Source organism: Kribbella sp. HUAS MG21 (genome assembly GCF_040254265.1).
In the GTDB taxonomy this organism is placed as follows: domain Bacteria; phylum Actinomycetota; class Actinomycetes; order Propionibacteriales; family Kribbellaceae; genus Kribbella.
On record NZ_CP158165.1, the window covers coordinates 3898346 to 3917816 of the forward strand.

At 69.6% G+C, this 19471-nt stretch carries 17 protein-coding genes and 1 tRNA gene; 16 read left to right on the top strand and 2 right to left on the bottom strand.

All coding sequences use genetic code 11. The features are described from left to right. Positions 1–16 precede the first annotated feature (16 nt). The 6 genes from glp to ABN611_RS19190 all read left to right on the top strand — a co-directional run bounded on the left by glp (position 17) and on the right by ABN611_RS19190 (position 3885). The gene (glp, locus tag ABN611_RS19165; RefSeq protein WP_350281255.1) at positions 17–1243 is read left to right on the top strand and encodes a gephyrin-like molybdotransferase Glp; all 1227 of its coding nucleotides are present in this window, start codon (positions 17–19) and stop codon (positions 1241–1243) included. Beyond that, the gene (moaC, locus tag ABN611_RS19170; protein WP_350281256.1) at positions 1240–1758 is read left to right on the top strand and encodes a cyclic pyranopterin monophosphate synthase MoaC; all 519 of its coding nucleotides are present in this window, start codon (positions 1240–1242) and stop codon (positions 1756–1758) included. The genes glp and moaC overlap by 4 nt, the downstream gene beginning before the upstream one ends. After that, positions 1755–2243, top strand: coding sequence for a MogA/MoaB family molybdenum cofactor biosynthesis protein (locus ABN611_RS19175; RefSeq protein ID WP_350281257.1), 489 nt, complete (start codon positions 1755–1757; stop codon positions 2241–2243). The genes moaC and ABN611_RS19175 overlap by 4 nt, the downstream gene beginning before the upstream one ends. Next, positions 2243–2860 carry a GNAT family protein gene (locus ABN611_RS19180; RefSeq protein ID WP_350281258.1) on the top strand — a complete coding sequence of 206 codons (618 nt, stop codon included), beginning with the start codon at positions 2243–2245 and terminating at the stop codon, positions 2858–2860. The genes ABN611_RS19175 and ABN611_RS19180 overlap by 1 nt, the downstream gene beginning before the upstream one ends. A 97-nt stretch (positions 2861–2957) precedes the next feature. Beyond that, on the top strand, positions 2958–3740 hold the full coding sequence (locus ABN611_RS19185) for a hypothetical protein (RefSeq protein ID WP_350281259.1): 783 nt from the start codon (positions 2958–2960) through the stop codon (positions 3738–3740). 72 nt (positions 3741–3812) lie between these two features. Then, positions 3813–3885 (top strand) — tRNA-Ala (locus ABN611_RS19190). 186 nt (positions 3886–4071) lie between these two features. Here the strand turns inward: ABN611_RS19190 and ABN611_RS19195 are convergent. Beyond that, a complete protein-coding gene (locus tag ABN611_RS19195; protein ID WP_350281260.1) occupies positions 4072–4644 on the bottom strand; it encodes a helix-turn-helix domain-containing protein in 573 nt (190 codons plus the stop codon). 81 nt (positions 4645–4725) lie between these two features. Here ABN611_RS19195 and ABN611_RS19200 point away from each other — a divergent pair, with 81 nt between their 5' ends. From ABN611_RS19200 to katG, 3 genes are read left to right on the top strand one after another with little or no spacing between them, the layout of a single operon-like run. Further along, positions 4726–5607 carry an SDR family oxidoreductase gene (locus ABN611_RS19200; RefSeq protein WP_350281261.1) on the top strand — a complete coding sequence of 294 codons (882 nt, stop codon included), beginning with the start codon at positions 4726–4728 and terminating at the stop codon, positions 5605–5607. A gap of 53 nt (positions 5608–5660) precedes the next feature. Then, the gene (locus ABN611_RS19205; protein WP_350281262.1) at positions 5661–6086 is read left to right on the top strand and encodes a Fur family transcriptional regulator; all 426 of its coding nucleotides are present in this window, start codon (positions 5661–5663) and stop codon (positions 6084–6086) included. Positions 6087–6123: 37 nt separating this feature from the next. Next, positions 6124–8337 carry a catalase/peroxidase HPI gene (gene katG, locus ABN611_RS19210; RefSeq protein ID WP_350281263.1) on the top strand — a complete coding sequence of 738 codons (2214 nt, stop codon included), beginning with the start codon at positions 6124–6126 and terminating at the stop codon, positions 8335–8337. Between the two features lie 51 nt (positions 8338–8388). On the opposite strand, the gene ABN611_RS19215 is transcribed toward katG, so the two are convergent. Beyond that, on the bottom strand, positions 8389–9528 hold the full coding sequence (locus ABN611_RS19215; protein WP_350281264.1) for a mandelate racemase/muconate lactonizing enzyme family protein: 1140 nt from the start codon (positions 9526–9528) through the stop codon (positions 8389–8391). A gap of 157 nt (positions 9529–9685) precedes the next feature. Between ABN611_RS19215 and ABN611_RS19220 the strand changes: the two genes are divergently transcribed. The 7 genes from ABN611_RS19220 to ABN611_RS19250 all read left to right on the top strand — a co-directional run bounded on the left by ABN611_RS19220 (position 9686) and on the right by ABN611_RS19250 (position 19399). Next, positions 9686–10663, top strand: a complete 978-nt coding sequence (locus ABN611_RS19220) for a LacI family DNA-binding transcriptional regulator (RefSeq protein WP_350281265.1) — start codon at positions 9686–9688, stop codon at positions 10661–10663. A gap of 110 nt (positions 10664–10773) precedes the next feature. Next, entirely contained in the window at positions 10774–12150 is a 1377-nt protein-coding gene (locus ABN611_RS19225) for an extracellular solute-binding protein (protein ID WP_350281266.1), read from the top strand. Then, positions 12147–13091: a sugar ABC transporter permease gene (locus ABN611_RS19230; RefSeq protein ID WP_350281267.1), complete on the top strand. Its 945-nt coding sequence runs from the start codon at positions 12147–12149 to the stop codon at positions 13089–13091. The genes ABN611_RS19225 and ABN611_RS19230 overlap by 4 nt, the downstream gene beginning before the upstream one ends. Then, positions 13088–13969: a carbohydrate ABC transporter permease gene (locus ABN611_RS19235; RefSeq protein WP_350281268.1), complete on the top strand. Its 882-nt coding sequence runs from the start codon at positions 13088–13090 to the stop codon at positions 13967–13969. Before ABN611_RS19230 ends, ABN611_RS19235 begins: the two co-directional genes overlap by 4 nt. Beyond that, entirely contained in the window at positions 13966–16269 is a 2304-nt protein-coding gene (locus ABN611_RS19240; RefSeq protein ID WP_350281269.1) for a hypothetical protein, read from the top strand. Before ABN611_RS19235 ends, ABN611_RS19240 begins: the two co-directional genes overlap by 4 nt. Then, complete coding sequence (locus ABN611_RS19245; RefSeq protein ID WP_350281270.1) at positions 16266–18566, top strand: hypothetical protein; 2301 nt, start codon at positions 16266–16268, stop codon at positions 18564–18566. The genes ABN611_RS19240 and ABN611_RS19245 overlap by 4 nt, the downstream gene beginning before the upstream one ends. Beyond that, positions 18563–19399 (top strand): NAD(P)-dependent oxidoreductase, encoded by an 837-nt coding sequence (locus ABN611_RS19250; RefSeq protein ID WP_350281271.1) that lies wholly within the window; start codon positions 18563–18565, stop codon positions 19397–19399. Before ABN611_RS19245 ends, ABN611_RS19250 begins: the two co-directional genes overlap by 4 nt. Positions 19400–19471: the final 72 nt, after the last annotated feature.

Below are 19471 nucleotides of genomic sequence, written 5' to 3' on the forward strand. Positions count from 1 at the left end.
GATTAGGGTCGAGCTCGTGAGACGGAGTGTTGATGAGCATCTCGAGGTCGTACTCGGACGGGTGACGGCCCTGCCGGCGTTCGACCAGCCATTGATGGACGCGGTCGGGCTGGTGCTCTGCGAGGACATCGTCTCGGGGGTGAGCCTGCCCGGGTTCGACAACTCGGCGATGGACGGGTACGCCGTGCAGGCCCGGGACCTGGCCGGCGCCTCGGACGAGAACCCGATCGGCCTGCCGGTGGTCGGGGAGTTCCGGGCCGGGCGCAGCGAGCCGATCGTGGTCACCCCCGGGACGTGCGTGAGGATCATGACCGGTGCGCCGATGCCGCGCGGGGCGGACAGTGTGGTGCCGGTCGAGTGGACCGACGGCGGGACGGTCACCGTCCGCATCACGCAGCAGCCGCAGGTCGGCGCCTCCGTGCGGCGCGCGGGGGAGGACGTGACGGCCGGAGCGCAGGTGCTCGACCGGGACACCGTCCTCGGCCCGCGACAGATCGCCGTACTGGCAGCGGTCGGGCGGGCGCGGGTGAAGGCGCGCCCGCGACCGCGGGTGGTGGTGATCTCGACCGGGGCCGAGCTGCGGGAGCCGGGCAGCCGGCTCGGCGAGGGGCAGATCTACGACTCGAACAGTTACACCCTGGCCGCCGCGGCCCGCGACGCCGGTGCGGTGGTGTATCGCGTGGGCATCGTCGACGACGACCCGAAGCGGATCATGGACACGTTGTCCGACCAGTTGGTGCGGGCCGACCTGGTGATCACGACCGGCGGCGTCAGCATGGGCGCCTACGACATCGTGAAGGAGGAGCTCTCCAAGCTCGGCACCGTGGACTTCCCGCAGGTCGCGATGCAGCCGGGCAAGCCGCAGGGGTTCGGTGTGGTCGGTGAAGACGAGGTGCCGATCTTCACGCTGCCGGGCAACCCGGTGTCGGCATACATCTCGTTCGAGGTATTCGTCCGGCCGGCGCTGCGCAAGATGATGGGCCAGATGCCGTACCGGCGGGCGCTGGTGCCTGGCGTGACGCTGGACGGGTTCAACTCGCCCGCGGGCAAGCGGCAGTTCGTCCGCGCTGCGGCCACCGCGGGCGACGAGGGCTGGATGGCCAGTACAGTCGGCGGGCACGGCTCGCACCTGCTCGGCGGGCTGAGCCGCGCGAACGCACTGATCGTGGTGCCCGAGGACGTGACGTCGGTCCGGGCCGGCGATCAGATCGAGCTGATGCTGCTGGACGAGGAGACCGGATGACGGAAGACCCCGGCGCGACGACCACCGGTTCCGGTACGCCGGGAGCCGGTGGGCTGACGCACGTCGACGAGACCGGCGCCGCGCGGATGGTGGACGTGTCCGCGAAGGACACCAGCGTCCGGCGGGCCGTTGCCAGCGGCAAGGTTCTCGTCTCGGCCGAGGTGGTGACGGCGCTGCGCGGCGACGGCGTGCCGAAGGGCGACGCGCTCGGGGTCGCGCGGATCGCCGGGATCATGGGCGCGAAGCGGACGCCGGACCTGGTCCCGCTGTGCCACCCGATCGCGATCACCGGCGCCAAGGTCGACCTCGAGGTCGCGGACGACGCCGTCCTGATTCGTGCGCAGGTGAAGACCACCGACCGCACCGGTGTCGAGATGGAAGCCCTCACCGCGGTGGCGGTCGCGGGCCTGGCCGTCATCGACATGGTCAAGGCGCTGGATCCCGCGGCGGTGCTGTCCGACGTCCGGGTGGAGCTCAAAGAAGGCGGCAAGACCGGGCACTGGGAGCGGCCGTGAGAGCTCTCGTCGTCAGCGTCTCCAACCGGGCGGCCGCCGGCGTCTACACCGACACCACCGGTCCGTTGATCGCGTCGCGGTTGGCGGAGTGGGGCTTCGACGTGTCGGGGCCGGACGTCGTACCGGACGGTGCGCCGGTGGGCGAGGCGTTGCGCGCGGCGGTCGAGGCGTCGTACGACGTCGTGCTGACGACAGGCGGTACCGGGATCTCGCCGACCGACGAGACCCCTGAGCAGACGGCGGCCGTGCTGACGAAGGTGCTGCCGGGCATCGCCGAAGCCATCAGGGCGTACGGCGTCGCGAACGGCGTACCGACGGCTGTGCTCTCGCGTGGGCTAGCGGGCGTCGCGGGTACGACGGTCATCGTCAACCTGCCCGGTTCGCGGGGCGGAGTGAAGGACGGCCTCGCCGTACTGGAACCGTTGCTGCGGCACGCGGTCGAGCAGGTGCACGGCGGCGACCATGTGCGGACGGACACCGACTGATGGCCGTCGTGCATTGGCCGGTCGAGCTGAAGCACGGACAGGTCGGACTCCGGCCGTTGCGCGCCGGAGACGGTGCCGAATGGGCCGCCGCGCGGCAGCGCAACGTCAGTTGGCTGCGGCCGTGGGACGCGACCCAACCGCCCGGCGCTGAGGACGGCGCCCGCACGTTCCGCGCGATGGCCCGCGACTGGAACCGGCAGGCGCGGTACGGACGGATGCTGCCGTTCGTCATCACGTACGGCGGTGCGGCGGGCGCCGGCGCGCGCGCGAAATGGCCGCTCGTCGGACAGCTCACGGTGTCCGGGATCACCTACGGATCGGCCCGCTGGGCGAACCTCGGCTACTGGGTCGACGAGCAGTACGCCGGCCGCGGCATCGTGCCGACCGCGGTCGCGATGGCCGCCGACCACTGCTGGTTCACCCTCGGCCTGCATAGGATCGAAGTGGCGATCCGCCCCGAGAACAAGGCAAGTCTGCGGGTCGTGGAGAAGCTCGGCTTCCGGTACGAAGGCGAGCGGCCGCGGTTCCTGCACATCGACGGCGACTGGCGCGATCACCGCATCTTCGCGCTCAACGCCGAAGAGGTCGGACCCGGTCTCGTATCCAGACTGCAATGACTACGCTGCGTGCTATTCACATCAGTCACACGAGTCTTCTTGCGACACACCGTCTCACGTACCCCATCTGGCCCCCGCCGCGCCTTAGCGTCATCGCATGGGGACGACAGGGCTGATCTATGTGGCGATTGTCGCCGCGTGGGCCGCCTACCTCGTCCCGATGTGGCTGAAGCGGGGCGACGAAGCGCGGCGCAAGCCGGTCGTGCCGTCGTCCGACGAGGCGCGCGTCCTGTCCCGCGACCCGTCCCGGCCGCGGTACGTCGTACGCCCGGCCGGATCGACCGCGGCCGACGACCCGTCGCCGCCCAAGCGGTACGTTCCCAACCGAGCCCGCCGGGTGGCCGCGATGCGCCGCCGGCGGGTGCTGTCGATCCTGACCCTTTCGCTGCTGTCCGTCGTCGCGCTCGCCGGCCTGGCAATAGTGCCGTGGTGGTCGGTCGCGGTGCCGGGCTCGCTGATCGTCGCGTTCGTCGTACTCACCCGGGTGCAGCTGCGGCGCCAGGCGCGTGCCCGCGCCCAGGCCGCCGCGCAACGCCGTACCCGCGCCCAGGCCCGGCACGATCGCGGACCAGCTGGGAAGCCTGCGCCGTCACCTGACGACGAGATGACGATCGAGGTCAAGCTCCCCGCGGAGCCCGCGCCGAAGCCCGAGGTCAAGCAGCCGTCCGAGGGTCTGTGGGACCCGGTGCCGGTCACGCTTCCGACGTACGTCATGAAGGAGAAGGCACCCGACCGCACGGTCCGGACCATCTCGCTCACCGACGACGAAGTGTTCTCCAGCGCCCGTACGACGGACCCCGCCGACAAGCCCGCCGTCGCCGAGACCGTCGCCCCGAAGGCCGACGAACAGCCCGAGGTGAAGCGCGCCGTCGGTGACTGATATCCAGTTTTAGTTCGCGGGCCTCTACGTGTTAGAGTTTCGCGGTCGCCAGGGAAACCAGGTGACCAGCTCGGGGCTGTGGCGCAGTTGGTAGCGCGCTTCGTTCGCAACGAAGAGGCCAGGGGTTCGAATCCCCTCAGCTCCACGAAGGCGATGGGCGGCTCGTGCCTGCGGAAAGCGCAGGCCGGGTCGCCTTCGTCGTGTTGTGCGGCTGCGCTTCGCTTGCCGCAAGCGGGGGCTCCGCCACCCGCACCCCCTTTGCCTTCGCTTCGCTCGGCTGCTGTGGCTGGGTTGGTCTGTCGGGCTCGCCTGCTGTGGCTGGGGTGGGTTGTTAGGTGAGGGCTGTGGTTGCGGTTCTTAGGTCTTCTAGTGCCTTGAGGGTGTGTGGTGCTAGGTCTGTGTCGTCGTTCGTTGATGTCCAGGTTGCGTAGCCTTGTTTGAAGGCTAGGACGCCTAGTTCGGCTGCCAGGTGGGCGATGGGGGTGGGGACGCCTCTGGCTTCCAGTGCTTCGGTCATGGATTTGGCTAGGCCTACTGATTTGAGGGCGTCGCGTTCTTGGAGTTCTGTGCTGGCGGCTATGGCTGCTTTGAGGCGCGGGGCCAGTTTGCGGTTCAGGGGGCCCATGGTGTTGGCGGCGCGTTCCAGGCCGGCTGCTACTGCTTCCAGGGGCGTGGCGGTGGTGGGGGCCTCGGTGATGCCTTCGGTGAGGAGGCGGCTGAGGGTTTCTTGGCCTGCTACCAGGAGTTCGCGTTTGTCGGGGAAGTGGCGGAAGAACGTGCTCTTGGTGACGCCGGCGCGTTCGGCGATCTGGGCGACCGTGGTGGCGTCGTAGCCCTGGTCGGCGAACAGGTCCACCGCGGCCAGGACGAGGCGGTCGCGGGCGCCGGGTTGCCATCGTGCCATGGGGGCATTCTAGGTGATGGGACCTTTGTCCCGTCAGTGCTACGGTGATGGGACAAAGGTCTCATCACTGAGGAGTGTCTTATGCAGGTCTTCGTTACAGGTGGTACGGGGCTGATCGGCGCGGCCGTCGTACGGGAGTTGCTCGATCACGGTCACGCTGTGCTGGGGCTCGCGCGGTCCGGCTCGTCCGAGGCGGCGTTGCGGCGTGCGGGTGCGGAGACGGTGCGGGGTGGGCTGGCTGATCTCGACGTACTGCGGGGTGCCGCGGGCAAGGTGGACGGGGTGATTCATCTTGCCTTCAGCAACGACTTCAGCAGTCCGGAGGCGCTGGCGGCGGGGGTTGCCGAGGAGGGTGCGGCGCTTGCGGCGATGGGGGAGGAATTGGTGGGCAGTGATCGTCCGCTCGTGACAGTGTCGGGTACGCCGTGGGTTCCGGGGCGTGCGTCCACCGAGGCCGATCCGCTGCCGACCGACGGGCCGGTCGGAGGGCGGAGCCGTTCGGTCATGGCGGCTCTGGCGCTGGCTGAGCGTGGTGTGCGGAGTGCTGCTGTGCGGCTGCCGCGTACCGTTCACAACCAGGGCGACGGCGGGTTCGCCGGCCTGCTCACGCAGATCGCGCGCCAGAGCGGTGTCTCCGGCTACCCCGGTGACGGCACCCAGCGGTGGCCTGCCGTCCACGCACTCGACGCCGCCGTGCTCTTCCGCCTGGGCCTCGAGAACGCGCCCGCCGGCACCGCCTGGCACGCGGTCGCCGACGAGGGCGACGCCGTACGCGACATCGCCACCGTCATCGGCCGCCGCCTCAACCTCCCGGTCCACTCCGTTCCGCAAGAGACCTACGGCCCGCTCGGCCCGATCTTCGCGGCCGACCAGCCGTCATCCAGCACCCACACCCGCCAAACCCTCAACTGGCAACCGCGCCACCCGAGCCTGCTGGCGGATCTGGAGAACATCCGGGGATAGGAAACGCGGCAGCTAATCTTGACTCATTCCAGAAAACGCGGAAGACTGCGGGTGTGCCGACGGTTGACGAGCTCCAGGGGTTGTTGCGTGGGGCCTCGTTGCGGGTGACGCGGCCGCGGGTGGCGGTGCTGGCCGCGGTGTACGGGCATCCGCATGCCGACACCGACTCGATCATCGGTGCCGTGCGCAACGAACTGCCCCAGACGTCGCACCAGGCGGTGTACGACTCGCTGCAGGTCCTGACGGCGGCCGGCCTGGTCCGGCGGATCCAGCCGCTGGGCTCGGTGGCGCGGTACGAGTCGCGTGTGGGTGACAACCATCACCACGTCGTCTGCCGGTCGTGCGGCGCGATCGCCGACGTCGACTGTGCGGTCGGGCACGCGCCCTGCCTGACCGCGTCCGACGACCACGGTTTCGTCATCGACGAGGCCGAGGTCATCTACTGGGGGCTTTGCGCCGACTGCTCACGCCGTACCTGAACTTCCTTTGAAAACGTCCAGTCCTGGAAGGAATCCGATGTCCGAGAACCATGAGCCCCTGCCCGGCGAAGCCACCGCGGAGAGCCGCGGCGCCGAGACCGGCGGCTGTCCGGTCGACCACGGTCAGGGCGTGCACCCGACGCGCGGGAACGCCAACCGCGGCTGGTGGCCCGAGCAGCTGAACCTGAAGATCCTGGCCAAGAACCAGCCGGTGACGAACCCGCTCGGCGAGGACTTCGACTACGCGGCCGAGTTCCAGACCCTGGACCTGGACGCGGTGAAGGCGGACATCGCCGAGGTGCTGACCACGTCCCAGGACTGGTGGCCGGCCGACTTCGGGAACTACGGCCCGCTGATGATCCGGATGGCCTGGCACAGCGCCGGCACGTACCGGATCCACGACGGCCGCGGCGGCGCGGGCGCCGGCCAGCAGCGGTTCGCGCCGCTGAACAGCTGGCCGGACAACGGCAACCTGGACAAGGCCCGGCGGCTGCTGTGGCCGGTCAAGAAGAAGTACGGCCAGAAGATCTCCTGGGCCGACCTGCTGATCCTCACCGGCAACGTCGCGCTGGAGACGATGGGCTTCAAGACGTTCGGGTTCGCGGGCGGCCGCGAGGACGTCTGGGAGCCGGAGACCGACGTGTACTGGGGCCCGGAGACCACCTGGCTCGGCGACGAGCGGTACTCCGGCGACCGCGACCTGGAGCGCCCGCTCGGCGCGGTCCAGATGGGCCTGATCTACGTGAACCCGGAAGGCCCGAACGGCAACCCGGACCCGGTCGCCGCGGCCCGCGACATCCGCGAGACCTTCGGCCGGATGGCGATGAACGACGAGGAGACCGTCGCGCTGATCGCCGGCGGCCACACGTTCGGCAAGACCCACGGTGCCGGCCCGGCGGAGAACGTCGGCGCGGAGCCCGAGGGCGCCCCGATCGAGCAGCAGGGCCTGGGCTGGAAGAGCAGCTACCAGTCCGGCAAGGGCAAGGACGCGATCACCAGCGGCCTCGAGGTCACCTGGACCACGAAGCCGACCCAGTGGTCGAACGACTTCTTCGAGATCCTGTTCGGCTACGAGTGGGAGCTGAGCAAGAGCCCGGCCGGCGCGCACCAGTGGGTCGCCAAGGACGCCGAGGCGATCATCCCGGACGCGTACGACGGCCCGAAGAAGCTGCCGACGATGCTCACCACGGACCTGTCGCTGCGCTTCGACCCGATCTACGAGCCGATCTCGCGGCGCTTCAAGGACAACCCCGACGAGTTCGCGGACGCGTTCGCGCGGGCCTGGTACAAGCTGACGCACCGCGACATGGGCCCGATCGTCCGGTACCTCGGCCCCGAGGTCCCGAGCGAGGTGCTGATCTGGCAGGACCCGCTGCCGGCCGTCGACCACGAGCTGATCACCGAGGACGACGTGACCGCGCTCAAGGCCGCGATCGCCGCCTCCGGGCTGTCGGTGGCGCAGCTGGTCTCGACCGCGTGGGCGTCGGCGTCGACGTTCCGCGGCAGTGACAAGCGCGGTGGCGCCAACGGTGCGCGGATCCGCCTGCAGCCGCAGGCCGGCTGGGAGGTCAACAACCCCGACCAGCTCGCGCAGGTACTGCGGACGCTCGAGGGCATCCAGCAGTCGTTCGGGAAGCCGGTCTCGCTCGCGGACGTGATCGTCCTCGCCGGCGGTGTCGGTGTCGAGATCGCCGCGAAGAACGCCGGGTACGACGTCGTCGTACCGTTCACGCCCGGCCGGGTGGACGCGACCGCGGAGCAGACCGACGCGGACTCGTTCGCCGCGCTCGAGCCGGTCGCGGACGGGTTCCGCAACTACTACGGCAAGGGCAACCGGCTGCCGGCCGAGTACCTGCTGCTCGACCGCGCGAACCTGCTCACGCTGAGCGCGCCGGAGCTGACCGTGCTGGTCGGCGGCCTGCGGGTTCTGGGCGCGAACTACGACGGTTCGAAGTACGGCGTACTCACCGAGAACCCGGGCACGCTCACGAACGACTTCTTCGTGAACCTGCTCGACCTCGGCACCGAGTGGCACGCGACCGACGAGAGCCAGGAGACGTTCGAGGCCACCGTCGACGGTGACGTCAAGTGGACCGGTACCCGCGCGGACCTGGTCTTCGGCTCGAACTCCGAGCTCCGCGCCGTCGCCGAGGTCTACGCCAGCGACGACGCCAAGCAGAAGTTCGTGACGGACTTCGTCGCCGCCTGGCACAAGGTCATGGAGCTCGACCGCTTCGACCTGCACCGCTGATCCACCCCTCGAACCGGCTCCCCCTTCACCGGGGGAGCCGGTTCGTTCGTTTCACCAGTTGGTGTACGAGCCGTCGGGGCGGTGGAAGGTGGGGAGAGGGCGGGGGGTGGCTGGGACGGCGCGGGCTCGGTCGCGGTCGATGTCCACGCCGAGGCCCGGGGTGTTCGAGGGGAGGACTCGACCCGGGGTGATGGTGGGGCGTTGGGTGAAGTAGGACGCCAGGGTGGAGTCGGGATCCGACTGGTGCTCCTGGATCGCGGCGACCGGCGTCGTGAGGTTGAGGTGCAGGGAGGCGGCCGCGGTGACCGGGCCCAGCGGGTTGTGGGTGGCGAGTTTGACGTGGTGGGTTTCGCAGGCGGCGGTGATCTTGCGCGCCTCGGTGAGGCCGGCGGCGATCGCGATGTCGACGCGGGCGTAGTCGATCAGCTCGTTCTCGATCAGCGGCGCGAACTCCCACTTGGACGCGAACTGTTCGCCGGCCGCCAGCGGTACGCCGGTGCGCGCGCGGAGCATCCGGTAGCTGTCCGGGTGTTCGGCGCGGAGCGCGTCCTCGACGAAGTACGGGCGCGCCGACTCGAGCTCGCGGCACAGGGTGACCGCCTCGGGTGGGTCTAGGCGGGTGTGCACGTCGAGGATGAGCTCGATCTCGTCGCCGACCGCGTCCCGGACCTCGTGGAACAGCTTGACGGATTCCCGCAGGGTACGGCGTTCGTCCAGCACGTCCCCGTCCGGCGGTACCGAGAACCGTAGGTGCTGCCAACCATCGGCCACCAGCGAGCGACAGCGCTCGAGGAACCGCGGCCGGTCGGCCATCCCGTCGCCGACGTGCACGTAGCACGGCACGTACTCGCGGACCGGTCCGCCGAGCAGTTGATGGACCGGAACGCCGTACGCCTTGCCGCGGATGTCCCACAACGCGACGTCGATCGCGGCGATCGCGGACCCGACGACCCGGTCGGCCGGGTAGAAGCCGGACCGGAACATCAGCTGCCACAGGTGTTCGGTGCGCAGCGGGTCCTCGCCGAGCACGAGCGCGCCCAGGTGGTCGAGCGCGCCGGCCACGGCGCGCTGCCGGGACCGCAGGCCGACCTCGCCGATGCCGTGGATGCCCTCGTCGGTGTCGACCACGACAAGCATCATCGCGTCGCCCCGGTCGGGGAGGGTGAGCACTTCCCAGCCCGTGATCTTCATCTGACCCCTGCTCTGTTTCAGGAACGTTGTCATAGGACGGTAACCCACGAATTCAGCGCAACGCCAGAGCGGTTGTGATCTGTCCGAAACGAGCTGTTGACACAACCAGGAACGATTGCAAACATGTTTCAACGCTGATCGAGAGAAGGAGCTCCGGATGGCCGCCACGGTCAGGGAAGTCGCGCAGCTGGCGGGTGTCTCGCCGTCGACGGTGTCCCGGGTCTTCACCGCCCCGGACCAGGTCCAGGAGGCCACCCGGAAGCGGGTGACCGACGCCGCGCAGCAGCTCGGGTACCGGCCCGACCCGGCGGCCCGGACGCTGCGCAGCGGCCGGACCGAGTCGCTCGGACTGGTGGTCCCGGACATCGCCAACCCGTTCTTCCCGCCGATCGTCAAGGCGATGCAGGCCCGGGCCCGCAACCACGGGTACACGCTGCTGGTCGCGGACTGCGACGAGCGCGAGGCCGACGAGCTGGAGACGATCGACGCGATCGTCAAGAAGGTCGACGGACTGGTGCTCTGGGCATCGACCCTGTCGGACGGCCGGTTGCGTGAGCTGGCGGCGGAGATCCCGCTCGTCCTGGTCAACCGGCACGTCGAAGGCATCCCGGAGCTGCGGATCTCGCTGACCCCCGGGATCAGCCAGGCCGCCGAGCACCTGCGGGCGCTCGGTCACACAAGCTGCGTGTTCGTCAACTGCTCGCGGCCGGAACACCTGCGGGGCAAGTCGATAAGAGAAACCTTCGACGCGCAAGGGCTCTCGGTCGTCGAGCTCGGTCCGTACGACCCGCGGTTCGAGACCGGGCTGCACGCCGCGACCCTGGCGGTCGCGAACGGCGCCACCGCGATCCTCGCGCACAACGACCTGGTCGCGATCGGCGTCCTGCACCAGCTGGCCCGCTCCGGGGTGGACGTGCCTGGCGAGGTCAGCGTGATCGGTATCGACGACACGCTGCTGGCGGCGATGTCGATCCCCGCGCTCACCACGATCCGGATCTCGCCGCAGGCGGTGGCCACCCAGGCCGCCGACCTGATCGTCGAGACGATCAACGGAGCCGTCCCGGACCGGCCGTCCGAGGTCGGCTCGCGGCTGATCCCGCGCGCCTCCACCGGCCCCGCACCACACCGCGCCTGACCCCACCCCGCGCACCCCCAGCGCGACAGCGCAACTTCAGCACCACCCCGCAGTACGGCGAGCCGCCCCGCCGTACCGATCCTTCCTGGAGACATTCAATGGCTACACCGATGCGTGTTCGTGCTGCCCTGGTGGCGGTCGCGACCGGCCTCGTCCTGACCGGCTGCGCGGGCGTCACCCCCGCCAAGAACGACACCGGCAGCGCCGGCGGCGACGTCGTCCTGCGGGTGCAGGGGATGCCGGCGCCGACGGACGCCGCCGCGCTGGCCCAGTTCAAGCGGCTCGTCCAGGACTTCCAGGCGAAGAACCCGGGCATCACGATCGAGGGCACCGAGAACCGCTGGGACCCGCTGACGTTCTCGGCCAAGCTGGCCGGCAAGACGATCGAGGACGTCATCCAGGTACCGCTGACCGAGCCGCAGGGCCTGATCGCGCGCAAGCACGTGCAGCCGATCACCGACCAACTGAAGCAGTGGTCGCACTACCAGGAGTTCAACCCGCAGGTCCTGCAGCCGCTGAGCGACAGCGCCGGCCAGGTGTACGGGATCCCGCAGGCGCCGTTCGCGCAGGGCCTGGTCTACAACCGCAAGCTGTTCACGCAGGCCGGCCTGGACCCGGACAAGCCGCCGGCGACCTGGGACGAGGTCCGCGCGGCCGCGAAGCAGATCAGCGCGAAGACCGGCAAGGCGGGCTTCGTCCACGAGTCGAAGGGCAACACCGGCGGCTGGCAGCTGACCATGCTGACCTACACGCACGGCGGCTCGATGCAGACCGAGCAGGGCGGCAAGTACGTTGCCGCCGTCAACGATCCCGCCACCGAGCGGTCCCTCGAGCTGCTGAAGACGATGCGCTGGACGGACAACTCGATGGGCCAGAACCAGCTGCTGGACCAGGACGACGTGGTCAAGCAGTTCGCCGCCGGCCAGCTCGGCATGTTCATGGGGACGCCGGGAACGTACCGGCTGGCGAAGACGAAGTTCGGGATGAAGAACACCGCTGACTACGGCGTGACGTCGCTGCCCCAGGCCGGCGGGAACGCGACCCTGGGCGGCGCGGAGGTCTACATGGTCCCCGCCTCGGTGCCCAAGGAGAAGGTCGACGCCGCGGTGAAGTGGCTGCTGTTCGCACAGGCCGAGCCGCAGTACGAGCCGGAGATCGCCGCCGAGCGGGCCAAGGAGCTGGCCAAGGACCCGAAGGCCGCGGTCGGCGTACCGACGCTGCCGATGTTCAGCACCGCGCAGCAGGACAAGATCAACGCCGCGATCAAGCCGTACGTGAACGTCGAGCTGGACCACTTCAAGCCCTGGCTGGAGGGTACGCCGAAGCTCACGCTGAAGCCGGAACCGCCGATCGCCGCGCAGAAGCTCTACACGATCCTCGACACCGTCGTGCAGTCGGTGCTCACCAAGCGCGACGCGGACATCGACGCGCTGCTCACCAAGGCGCAGGCGGACGCGGACAAGATGCTCGCCGCGGAGCAGAAGTGACGACTCTCCTGGAGCGCCGCGCGGCCCCCGAGCCGGTCGCGACGGCGCCCCGGCCCAGCGCGTCCCGGCGCCGGGCCGGGCTACGCCGGGAGCTGCTCGGCCTGCTGTTCCTGGCGCCCGCTCTGGTGATCTTCGGCCTGTTCTCGTGGTGGCCGATCCTGCGCGGGCTGCTGATCTCGTTCCAGCAGACCAACCTGGTCGATCCCGCGGTCTGGGTCGGACTCGAGAACTTCCGGACGGTGTTGTCGGATCCGCTGGTGGGCAAGGCGCTGCTGAACACCCTGCTGTTCGTCGGCCTCGGGCTGGTGATCGGCTTTCCGGCGCCGATCGTGCTCGCCGCGGTGATGTCGACGGTACGACGGTTCGCCGGGGTGTACCGCGTCGTCGTCTACCTGCCGGTCGTCGTACCGCCGGTGGTCGCGATCCTGCTCTGGAAGTGGTTCTACGACCCGGGATCCGGCCTCTTCAACCAGCTGCTGGGCCTGATCGGGCTCGGACCGTACCCGTGGCTGCAGTCGCCGAACACGGCGATGCTGAGCCTGGTGCTCGAGGCGACCTGGGCCGGGATGGGCGGTGCCGCGCTGATCTACCTCGCCGCGATGACCGGAGTACCGTCCGAGCTCTACGAGGCGGCCGAGAGCGACGGCGCCGGGATCTGGCGCCGGATCTGGCACGTGACGCTGCCGCAGCTCCGGCCGGTGATCGGACTGCTGCTGCTGTTGCAGCTGATCGGCACGATCCAGGTGTTCACCGAGCCGTACATCTTCACTCAGGGCGGGCCGGACGACGCCACGCTGACGGTGCTGCTGCTGATCTTCCGCTACGCGTTCCAGGACGGGGAGTACGGGCAGGCCGCCGCGTTGTCGGTTCTGCTCGCGATCGTCCTCGCCGTGCTGTCCGCGGTCTACCTCCGCCTGACGAGAAGCTGGAGCACGAAGTGAGCGAGCCGATGACGACGTTCACGTCGAGCAACGACCTGCGCCGACCGGGTACGGCGTTCGCGCTCCGGGCGGTCCAGGTCCTGACACTGCTGTTCCTGCTGGCGATCGGGATCGGGCCGCTGTACTGGACCGTGAAGGGCGCGGTGTCGCCGCCGTCGGAGATGGTCACGCATCCGCTCCGGCTCTGGCCGGCCGAGCCGGCGCTGGGCAACTTCGCCACGGCCTTCACCGAGCTCGGTGTCGGCCGCTACCTGGCGAACACCGTCCAGGTCGTGGTCGGTTCGTGGGCGGTGCAGTTACTGGTGGCAATGACCGCTGGGTTCGCGTTCGCGGTGATCCGGCCACGGATCGGTCGCTACGTGTACGGCGCGATCCTCGCGACGATGTTCGTGCCGTACACGGTCTCGCTGGTCAGTCTGTTCCTGACCGTGCTGGACGTCCCGTTCCTGCACGTGAACCTGCTCGACACGTACTGGGCGATCTGGTTGCCCGCCGGCGCGAACGCGTTCAACGTGCTGCTGGCGACGCGGTTCTTCGAGGCACTCCCGCAGGAGCTGTACGACGCCGCGAAGGTCGACGGCGCGAGCACCTGGCAGCTGCTCACCAAGATCGTGCTGCCGATGAGCCGCCCGGTGATCGCGGTGATCAGCCTGCTGGCGATCATGCACTCCTGGAAGGAGTTCATCTGGCCGCTGGTCGTGATCTCCGACCCGACGCTGCAACCGATCAGCGTGGCGCTCGCGAACCTGGTCGACTCGGCGCCGCTCGACGTGCTGATCGCCGCGATGGCGATGGCGCTCGCCCCGCCGGTGCTCGTGTTCCTCGTGCTGCAGCGGTACGTCGTCGCCGGCCTCGGCTTCACGGGGGTGAAGGGATGACCTCGATCAGCAGGCGTGCCGTCCTGGGCGGCACGGTGGCCGCGGCCGTCGCCGGGGCCGCTACGAGCCCGGCGTACGCCGCCGACGTACAGATCACCGACGCCGCGAACACGATCACGCTGGTCGCGTCCCCTGACGCTGGTGAGGTCAGGGTGATCGACGGCGCCGGGGTGCAGCGGTTCGCGCTCACGACGTTCGAGTACGCCTCCGGATCCGGCGAGAACAAGGTCACCCTGCGGACCACCGGGATCACGAGCGTCGATCATGTGCCGGGCACGCAGCAGTTCAAGATCACGTACGCCGCGCCAGTAGGCCAGGTGGTCGGCGTCTTCACCGTCGGGCTGCGGAAAGCGCGGATCCGCTGGGACGTGACGAACGTGACCAACCTGCGGACGGACAGTTTCCGGATCGAGCGCGTCGTTTCCGGTACGGCGACCGAGCACTACGACCCGGTGGTGCTGTGGAACCGGGACCGTGATCCGGACACCGGCGCTTTCCGCGGCGGCGTACCGTTCGAGACCACCAACGGGGTCTGCTACTCCTACACCTGGTCCGACAACCGCGCAGTCATCCGTTTTCCGCAGAGCACGCTTGCCTTCAGCAACAACGGCTACCTGCACGCGATCGGCGACGCAAGCGGTTTCCTGGAGAGCACGATCGTGCTGGGCGCGATGCGTCCGCACTCGGCCGGCGTGATCGCCCGCGACGGCGACCTCGGCATCGAGCTGTGGACCGACCAGCCCTTCAACCTGTGGAACACCGGCGGGTCCCGGACGGTGAAGCTGGAGGTCGTCAACGCTGGCCTGACGACCCGGAGCGTCCGCGTCGACTGGGTCGCGCGCGACTGGAACGGCGGCACCACGACCGGTACGACGAGTGGCTCCGTCGGTGCCCGCGCTGTCTGGAATGCCAGCTTCTCGGTCACGCTCGGCGCCCGCGACATCCGATTCGTCGAGGCGGTGCTGTACGACGGCACGACCGAGGCCGCGTTCGCGCGCACGACGCTCAGCACACTGTCGACGTACACCTACGGCGACGGCGAGCAGAGCATGTTCGGGATGGGCAACTTCGCCTACCTCCAGGAGCCGTCGAGCAGCGCCGTACTCGGTCTGCTGAAGCTGCTCGGGATGAAGTGGATCCGGACTGCCTACCGGGCCTACAACGGGCACTCCGCCTCGCCCGGACCGACCGTGGACGCCCTGGACCAGAACGCGTTCCTGCACAACATGCAGCTGGCGCGCGAACTGCCCTGGGGTGGCGAGACCACAGCGGCCTGGGCCGACGACATGGTCGGCCGCGCGATGTACTCCGGCGCTCGCTACTACGAGTGCGCCAACGAGCTGAACCTCACCGCGCCCGAGAAGACCCCGGCTGAGTACGTCACCGGCGTCCTCGAACCGTTGCGGGAGGCAATGAACGCGAAGGGCGCCACGTTCAAGGTGATGACGTGCGGCCTGGCCGGCTACCCCGAGCAGTGGATCCAGGACTTCGGCGCCGCGGGCGGCTGGCAGCACGTCGACGTCCTGGCCTACCACCCGGGGCGCGGCAACTACACCCCCGACTACGAGCCGCCGGAGCCGTGGACCAACGAGACCCGCTGGAACTTCCTCGGCACCCTCAAGAAGGCGATCGTCGCCAAGGGAACCAAGGAACTCTGGCTCACCGAGGCGTACGCCGGAACGCAGCCGAACCGCTGGTGGACCGACACCTACCGGCACGCTCCCGAAAACGTGTTCCTCCAGCTCGCGCTCGCCAAGGCCTACGGTGTCCGCTGCGTGACCTGGTACACCCTCAACGACTCGATCCAGCAGCAGCCGATGGAAGCGAACGCGGACAGCGTCGAGTACCACCACGGCCTGCTGCACCGCGACCTCGGCGCCAAACCGTCGCTGCTCGCGTTCGCGACCGCTGCCCGCTGGCTCGACCAGTCCACTTTCCTCGGCTGGGCCGACCTCGGCGATCCGGACCTGTTCGGCCTCGTCTTCAGTACGCCGACCGGCAAGGTCAACGTGCTGTGGTCGCGCAAGGACGGCTACGTGCTGAACGCCGACCCGGCCCGCCGCCTCGCCGCCAGCCCCGCCTACTACCGCACTCCCGAGCCCTGGGAGGACCAGTGGCCGACGAAGACGAACGTCATCGTTCCGACGCCGGCCGCGACCACGTCCGTCCGTGAGCTGAACTGCCTCGGCATGGACGTCGCCACCCATCAAGCGAGCAACGCGCTGGTCACCGTCAGGCTCGACGGTTCGCCGCGCATCTTCATCGGCCTGGCCCTGCCCCTGACCGGAGGAACACCATGACAGAACTCACGAAACCGACCCGCCGTACGTTCGTGGCCGGATCCCTGGTAGCCGCTGGTGTCGCGGGCGGTCTGCTCCCGGCGGGCACGGCCCGGGCCGCGACGGCGTACACGCTGACCGCTGACGGCATCACGGTCACCGCGCTGACCGACGGCACGCTCGTCGTCGGCGACGGCACCGAGCGGATCCGGATCGCGCACTTCCAGGTCAAGGACACCGTCCTCGGCGGCCAGCGCACGTTCGGCGGTACGCCGTCGCTGGTCACGCTGCCGGACGGCCGGCAGGCGATTCGCGTGGACTACCGGATGAGCGCCGCCGCCCAGACGATCACCGTGACCGGTACGTTCGACGTCACCGCGCGCCGGCTGCACATGCGCTGGGACGCGACGAGCTCGAACAAGATGTACCTGAACTCGCAGTTCAGCCGTACCGCGGTCAGCCCGAGCGCGGCGGAGTACGCGACGCCGGTCACCCGCTGGAACCGCGACGCCGGCGGCGGGGTGCCGTACGAGACCAACGACGGCATCGTCTACACCGACACCTGGGCGGACACCCATGCGTACTTCCGGCTGCAGTCCAGCCGCCCGGACTGGACGACCCCGGCCTGGATGCACATCGTCGGCACGTACGACGCGCTCGGCGTGCTGCGGCACGAGGCGGACCTTGTCCTCGGCAACCTTCGCGAGGTCGCGGCCAACGCGGCCGCGGTCGGGCGCCCGGTCGGCATCGACCTGTGGACCGACCAGTCTTTCAACCTCTGGTACGAGACCGGGCAGCCGATGCCGGTCAACGTGCAGGTGGTGGCCGGCAGCGGCGTGACCGCACCGGTGACGGTGAGCTGGTTCGCCCGCGACTTCGACGGTACGACGATCACGAGCGGATCGAAGGTGCTGCCGCTGGCGCCGGGGCAGAGCGCCGACCACAAGATCGTCGTACCGGCACTCCGGCAGCAGGGGGTCGCGTTCCTGGAGGTCAAGGCGGTGACCGGCGGCGCGGAGGCGTTCGCGCGGACCACACTCGCCGTCCTGCCGTCGTACCGGTACCGCGGTGGCGGGATGTTTGGTATCGCCAACTATCCGTGGCTGCTGAAGCCGAGCAAGGCCGACATCGCCACGCTGCTGCAGCAGATCGGCATCGCCTCGGTGCGGATCGCCTACAACGGCGCGCCCGGCATCCCGCCGGCCGAGCTGGAGGCGCTGGGCATCATGCCGAACATCCAGCACGGTGACGTCGTCTTCGACGCGACGCCCGAGCGGGCCAAGGCCTGGGCGGCCGAGCTGGTCGACGTCGTCGTGGACGCCCGCGCCCGGTACTTCGAGGTCGACAACGAACGCAACCAGCCGTGGATGTCAGGCCTGTACGCCGACAAGTACATCCGCGACGGCCTGCGCCCGGTGGTCGAACGGCTCGCCGAGGTCGGCTCGGACGTCAAGGTGATGAACAACGGCCTCGGCGGCATGGACGTCAACTGGGTGGACAGCTTCCACGCTCACGGCGGGTGGGACCTGATCGACGTGTTCGCGTTCCACCCCGGCCGCGGCAACTTCACGCCGGACTACGCGCCGACGCCCGACGAGTGGGTCACGGGGTCCAACGGGTCGTACTGGAACTTCCTCGGCGGCGTCCGGGAGGCGAAGCGGCGGATCCGCGAGTACGGCGGCGACAAGGAGCTGTGGCTCACCGAGGCGTACGCCTGCACGCGACCGAACCAGTGGTGGAACGACACCCTGCGCCAGGCCGCCGAGAACGTGCTGCTGACGCTGGCGCTCGCGAAGGCCGAGGGCGTGGACGGCCTGAACTGGTACCAGCTGTACGACAGCACGATCCACCATCCGCAGGAGGCAGACCCGGCGAACCCGGAGTACCACCACGGCCTGTTGCACCGGGACCTGTCCGCGAAGCCGTCGCTGCTGGCGTTCGCGAACGCGACCCGGGTGCTGGAGGAGGCCGAGTTCGTGCGCTGGCTGGACTTCTCGAAGGTCGATCGGCACCTGCACGGGCTGCTGTTCCAGACGCCGGACGGTCCGCTGTCGATCCTGTGGAGCCGCAAGGACGGGTACCTGCTCAACGCCGACCATGTGGAAGGGCAGGCGTACCACCCGCATCCGGAGGTGTGGGAGGACGACTGGCCGACCAAGACCACGGTCGTCGTCCGCGGTGGGGAACTCGTGGAGATCGACTGCATCGGGCGCCGCCGGACACTGGCCGGGTCGCGGATCAAGCTCACCCTCGACGGCGCCCCGCGGCTGTACCGCGGTCTGTCGGCGCAGCCCGAACTGCAGCTCCGGCCAGCGTGAAGCGCGTCCTCGTCACCGGCGCCGCCGGCCGCATCGGTCGCGCGGTCGTGGACGCCTTGCGGGTACGACGTACCGCGGTGACCGCGCTCGTGCTACCCGGTACGGCGGATGCGCTGCCGGCGGATCGGGTCGTCGAGGGCAGCACGTGCGACGCGGACACGGTGCGGGCCGCGCTGGCGGAGGTGGACGGTGTCATCCATCTCGCCGCGCGGCCGGCGCCGAACCGCGGGACGCCGTACGAGGTGTTCGGGGAGAACACGCTCGGGACGTTCACGGTGCTCGAGGAGGCGGGGCGGGCCGGGGTGCGGAACGCCGTCGTGGCGAGCAGCCTGGCCGCGAACGGGCTGCCGTTCGCGGCCGGGCCGCTGAGTCCGGCGTACGTGCCGCTCGACATGGCGGTGCCGACGCAGGCCGAGGACGCGTACGCGTTGTCGAAGCTCGCCGACGAGCAGACGGCCGCGATGATGGCGCGGCGGCACGGGATGACGACGGTCGCGCTGCGGTTCCCGTTCGTCGGCGGCTTCACCGAACGCCTCCGGGACCACGCCGAGAAGGTCGGCGCCGACCCCTCCATCGGCGCCGTGGATCTCTGGTCCTACCTGGAAACCCGGGACGCCGCCCGCGCCGCCGTCCTCGCGCTGCGGGTCCGGGGCGGCCACCACGCGTTCCACGTGGCCGCGCCCCGGACCTTGGCGCCGTACCCCACGGTCGAGCTGCTCCGCCGCTTCCACCCGGCGACGGAAATCCGCACACCCCTCCCTGGCCGCACGACCCCCATCGACCTCACCCCGGCCCGGCAGCTGTTGGGCTTCACCGCCGAACACGAGGTGTGATCCACCCCCTCAGTACAGCGGCCACCACTTTCAGAATCCTTTCAATCCGGGCACCGGCATGGCAGGCTGGCT